This is a genomic window from Bacillus sp. FMQ74, assembly GCF_001875785.1.
In the GTDB taxonomy this organism is placed as follows: Bacteria; Bacillota; Bacilli; order Bacillales; family Bacillaceae; genus Bacillus; species Bacillus stercoris.
Genome location: NZ_MOEO01000031.1, coordinates 1 through 4,282 on the forward strand (window position 1 = coordinate 1; position 4,282 = coordinate 4,282).

A 4,282-nucleotide genomic window follows, 5' to 3' on the forward strand; every position below is an offset into this window, starting at 1 on the left:
ATTATGCATTATCAAAAAACTGGTTTGAAAAACGTTCAGTGTTACATAAACGGCTTAAGAATAATATTCTGAATTACTACCAGAATATACTTAAATCAAAGTCTAAGGATAATCTTTGGACAACTTTTAAATCACATAAAACTAAACTAAGTGGAAAAGGTTATACGAAAGGCTTTTTAGCCTGTAACATCAAAGCAACCAATGAATACAGTCATAAAAAATCATTGGTTTATTCAATAAACAGATTCGTTAATCCTGCAATTGATGATTATTTTAGATCCAAGGGAATAATCATTAACGAGGACAATTTTGCTCTATCTGAGATGATTCAATGGATTTGGAGATCAGCTATAAGAAATGGACAGGATATTAATATATATGTCCCATCAACACGAATGAGAAAGCTGTTAATAGATTGGTTAAAGAACGAGAGATAAGAATAGCGTATGAAAAAAAAAGCAATAAATCGTTTTTGAAACCCTTGGTACATAAGGGTTTTATAGGGGTCTCTCGTAGAAGAAAAGAAGTAAATAAATTAAATAATAAAATAAGAGAATGGGGGTGCTGCTAATTGTTCAAAACGGTTCGTTCCTCACCTGAACAATTTTTGCTCACACCACCCCCAAACCCCCTCATGAGCGATTTATTATAGAGATAATATACAAAAACAAGAAATATGCATAATGAATGGTTGATTATTAAGGGTAATCAGGTTATAATACAATTAACAAATACAAAAAATATAAACGTTATAAAATGCATATTTTAAACAGAATGGAGGGGGCATTGTGGCTAGTAAACTTTATATCATAAGAATTGATGTTGCCTATAACGGTGATTTTATTGTCGTTCCTCATACCAATAGAAAAATTGCCTTAAAAGACTTCTATGAACGTATAAAAAAATGGGAGGACGCCTTAAAAGAACCTGCTAAGAAGCTTTTAGAAACAGATACGCAAATAGAAATAGATGTTAGAGATCCAAAGAGTGAGGAAGGTGCTAGTTTCTATTTCAACGAAGTCAGATCAGAAGAAGAATTGATTTTGTAACTGAATAAAACAACAATTTTATACATATGGAGGGAAGGGTATGAAAGACTTCAAAGGTCATAGATTAAACAAAAAGCAAGCAGAGGCATTGCAAGAAGTAATACTTACTATGGGTGATTTACAAGATATAGCACAAGAGGAAGATGGATATGCGGCAGATACCATAGATAGCCTGATTCGTGACGTTGAAAAGTTCTTATATGAGATAGGAGCAGTTGAAAGGCTCGTAATAGGGTTAGAGGAGGATGCAGAGTGATGCATGTTCCTGACAATATAAAGAAAGCGATAATAAGTAGTTCATATAATTACAAACAGGCAATAGAAAGCAGGGATGAAATTCGTGATTGGTTGGAAGCAAATGAAATAAACAGCGATTTCATGAAAGATTATTTATACGAATGCATAGAGAACGGAACAGATAATAGGCGAGACTTTTTAGAACATCTTGAAACACACACAAAAGAGCAAATGTATGACGGTACGGATGATTAAGGAGGGAACGGATTGACAGACGATAAAGAACTTGCTCGCTTAAAGAGGAAAGTGAACATATTAATTGAAAAATGTGATGAAAACGGTGTGGAGTTTAATAACATTGAGATTGGAGTAATTTCAAGAATTGGTCATGCCGAGAACATTGAAGACTTAGATTGTTCAGTCTTGCATGGTATCGACAGCGTATTTAAACGGTATAAAATTTGAATAAAACAGCAGTTTTAATTAGATTTTCGAAACGACTCTTTATCATCGTAAATAAAAAATGTAAAATTTACCTATAGGCTTGAATTGTCAATGATATTTTGACATTCACTTGCTTGGGGGGAAGAGATTTGAAAAATAAACTTGAAAAATTGCTGCTTGAAAAAGGTGTATTGGAATCTCATATTAAGGAAATGAAGGAAACTGCAAATATAAGTGAGTATCCATATGAATTGTATTATGATGTAATCGAAGAGAGCGAAAAACTATATAGGGATGTTTCACTAAATAAAATTAAGAGTTTAGGGTTCAGGGGAACCAGTGGTGTATCTTGGTTTGATCACGCATGTTATAACGGTACAGATAATATCGACATCGGCCGGTGTGAAAAAGCTTTTGGATACTTGGAAAAACAAAGTCTAGAAGAATTTCACACCTATTATCAACACTCACCAGTGGAATTGATTCATTATGAAGATGATGACTTTTATGCTGTTTACGGTGATGGAACCCACCGTACAATTTGGGCCAAGATAACAGGATCTCCAACAATTTATGCTCTTGTAACTAGAGCAAGAAAGAATCCTTTCTTATATAAATCATTCTTAAGATTTAAAGAGTTAGAATCGCAGATTAATATCTATTTTGAGGAGAATGACCTTAGTTGGGGAGTTAAAAATAATCAATATTATTCAGAAATCCTTTACAAAGGGGTCACAGTAGCATTTTATTCTATATATCCGCCTTACTCATTTAAACGATCTTCCTACAGTCTCAACGATCAAAAGTTGGATACATGGAATAACCAATTAAATGAATTGAGGATTGAGTTTGAAAAAAGTTTTCGATATAGAAAAATTCTTCATAATATTATGAAGATGATACCCGGAAAATTAGAACACAAACTTTTTTCTTTTATTGAAAAGATAAGTGAAAGTTGGTCTGCAGCTGATGGACAGGTAAGGATTATAAAACAAGGATTCGATATGTATTGTATTGATAAAAAATTAATTTAAGTAAGTTGCTTTAAAATATGTACAATAGCATAAGAAATGGCGAAGGACTTAAGGAGAAGTCATGAAAAAGTTAATAATTATATGTTTAGGTATTATCGGGGTATTTCTTATAGTACAGTGTAGCAAATTTGACAACAATACAAAAGTTTATGTGGATACTCAATTAGAGGAAAATCATGAAGATGAAAATGAAGGGAAAAGTTATTATGACAATGATTCAAGTCAAGAAAGTGAAACACTTAATGACAATTATTTAAGTCAAGAAGAGAATGAGGAATATGACATTTACGCATATGATTTAACAACTAGAGAAATTAAATCACGTAATGGACAAGACGAATATGTTTATGGAGGTAACGTGATCTCCAGTAATCAAGCCGAAAGTTATGGTTATCACACAACACCAATAACTAAGGAGGGAGATAAAACATTTAAATTTTGGAGGAACGATGTGGATTTTGTTCCGGAAAAGGGCGAGATTGTTCTGGTAAAATTTCCTAAGGGTAATCATAAAACATATATTGATATCGAGCTTATTTATAAGTCAACAGGAAAACCTAATGGAGAATGGAATTGGTGAATAATTGCATATAAGCATACGGGCTAAGACTTAGTTCCTTTTTATATTTAATTCTTCAAAATCTTAAAACAAAAGTAACCAAAGGTGAGAACACTGATTAAATCGAATTTAAAGCTCATAAAAGACGAAAGAAAGATCAGTATCAGGAAACTATCCAGAGATATTAATCATGAGTATCCAACTGTTAGAAAGCTATATAATGACGAAATGGAGCGGTATCCGAGAGAGCTGTTAGATAAAGTCTGTACGTACCTAAACATCGAGCTGCAGGAATTGCTGATATTCGAAAAAGGTCATAATCATATCGATCGCTCAGGATGAAAATGGTATACTAAAGTTACAAGGATAGGAAGTAATTACAATTTTTCTAGGTCTGAATAAAACTGTATTTTACAAGAAGTGAGGAATTTAAAATGTCAGATAAAGAATACCTGTTAACATATAAAAAGAATGGAATAACAGATTTTGACTGGTTCGATACAGAGGAAGAGATGAGAGATTTTTACGAAGAAAATAAAAATATTGAGATAATCGATAGCATCCGAATCTGGAATGTCCAAGAAATCGATCTATCGAAATAACAGCAACCTATTACTGGGGTAATTTAATGCACGGGGATATGCTAAAGGAAATTAAATAAAATCGTACTTTCATGAGAATAATAAAAAATTTTCATTTTTATAAATATTATCGGAGTAGAATTCAAAACAAAAAAACAACATAAAAGGAGATAATTAAATGGAAAAGGTACTTGTAAAGCTTCAATCTTTGCAAAAAGATGGACTAGCAGTAGAAGAGGCAACGCAACAAGAATTAATTGATTTTATAACTCATTTAAAACTTGGAATTGATGAGGCGATATCCTTAATTGAAGACGGAACTGAAAAGTAATTTGTATAAAATCATTCTTTTATTTTAATTGGAGGGGCATATATGGG

9 protein-coding genes and 1 pseudogene are annotated in these 4,282 nt (G+C 32.3%); all 10 read left to right on the top strand.

Going from position 1 to position 4,282, the window contains the following annotated elements; genetic code table 11:
* Positions 1-437, top strand: a pseudogene (locus tag BLL41_RS22015) (hypothetical protein); the annotation flags it as partial.
* A 351-nt stretch (positions 438-788) separates the two neighbouring features.
* Positions 789-1,049 carry a hypothetical protein gene (locus tag BLL41_RS22020; RefSeq protein ID WP_071579425.1) on the top strand — a complete coding sequence of 87 codons (261 nt, stop codon included), beginning with the start codon at positions 789-791 and terminating at the stop codon, positions 1,047-1,049.
* 40 nt (positions 1,050-1,089) lie between these two features.
* On the top strand, positions 1,090-1,305 hold the full coding sequence (locus BLL41_RS22025; protein WP_071579426.1) for a hypothetical protein: 216 nt from the start codon (positions 1,090-1,092) through the stop codon (positions 1,303-1,305).
* Entirely contained in the window at positions 1,305-1,541 is a 237-nt protein-coding gene (locus tag BLL41_RS22030) for a hypothetical protein (RefSeq protein ID WP_071579427.1), read from the top strand. Before BLL41_RS22025 ends, BLL41_RS22030 begins: the two co-directional genes overlap by 1 nt.
* Before the next feature lie 12 nt (positions 1,542-1,553).
* The gene (locus BLL41_RS22035) at positions 1,554-1,751 is read left to right on the top strand and encodes a hypothetical protein (protein ID WP_071579428.1); all 198 of its coding nucleotides are present in this window, start codon (positions 1,554-1,556) and stop codon (positions 1,749-1,751) included.
* Between the two features lie 128 nt (positions 1,752-1,879).
* Entirely contained in the window at positions 1,880-2,764 is an 885-nt protein-coding gene (locus BLL41_RS22040; RefSeq protein ID WP_071579429.1) for an NADH dehydrogenase, read from the top strand.
* A 61-nt stretch (positions 2,765-2,825) separates the two neighbouring features.
* A complete protein-coding gene (locus BLL41_RS22045) occupies positions 2,826-3,344 on the top strand; it encodes a hypothetical protein (RefSeq protein ID WP_071579430.1) in 519 nt (172 codons plus the stop codon).
* A gap of 93 nt (positions 3,345-3,437) precedes the next feature.
* The gene (locus BLL41_RS22050) at positions 3,438-3,665 is read left to right on the top strand and encodes a helix-turn-helix domain-containing protein (RefSeq protein ID WP_071579431.1); all 228 of its coding nucleotides are present in this window, start codon (positions 3,438-3,440) and stop codon (positions 3,663-3,665) included.
* A 92-nt stretch (positions 3,666-3,757) separates the two neighbouring features.
* On the top strand, positions 3,758-3,925 hold the full coding sequence (locus tag BLL41_RS22880) for a hypothetical protein (RefSeq protein ID WP_177230650.1): 168 nt from the start codon (positions 3,758-3,760) through the stop codon (positions 3,923-3,925).
* A gap of 157 nt (positions 3,926-4,082) precedes the next feature.
* Entirely contained in the window at positions 4,083-4,235 is a 153-nt protein-coding gene (locus tag BLL41_RS22885) for a hypothetical protein (protein ID WP_177230651.1), read from the top strand.
* Positions 4,236-4,282 lie beyond the last annotated feature (47 nt).

Excerpts from the sequence above, each read along its gene's own strand:
- BLL41_RS22045 (WP_071579430.1), top strand. The coding sequence starts at position 2,826 with ATGAAAAAGTTAATAATTATATGTTTAGGTATTATCGGGGTATTTCTT.
- BLL41_RS22025 (WP_071579426.1), top strand. The coding sequence starts at position 1,090 with ATGAAAGACTTCAAAGGTCATAGATTAAACAAAAAGCAAGCAGAGGCA.
- BLL41_RS22885 (WP_177230651.1), top strand. The coding sequence starts at position 4,083 with ATGGAAAAGGTACTTGTAAAGCTTCAATCTTTGCAAAAAGATGGACTA.
- BLL41_RS22030 (WP_071579427.1), top strand. The coding sequence starts at position 1,305 with ATGCATGTTCCTGACAATATAAAGAAAGCGATAATAAGTAGTTCATAT.
- BLL41_RS22880 (WP_177230650.1), top strand. The coding sequence starts at position 3,758 with ATGTCAGATAAAGAATACCTGTTAACATATAAAAAGAATGGAATAACA.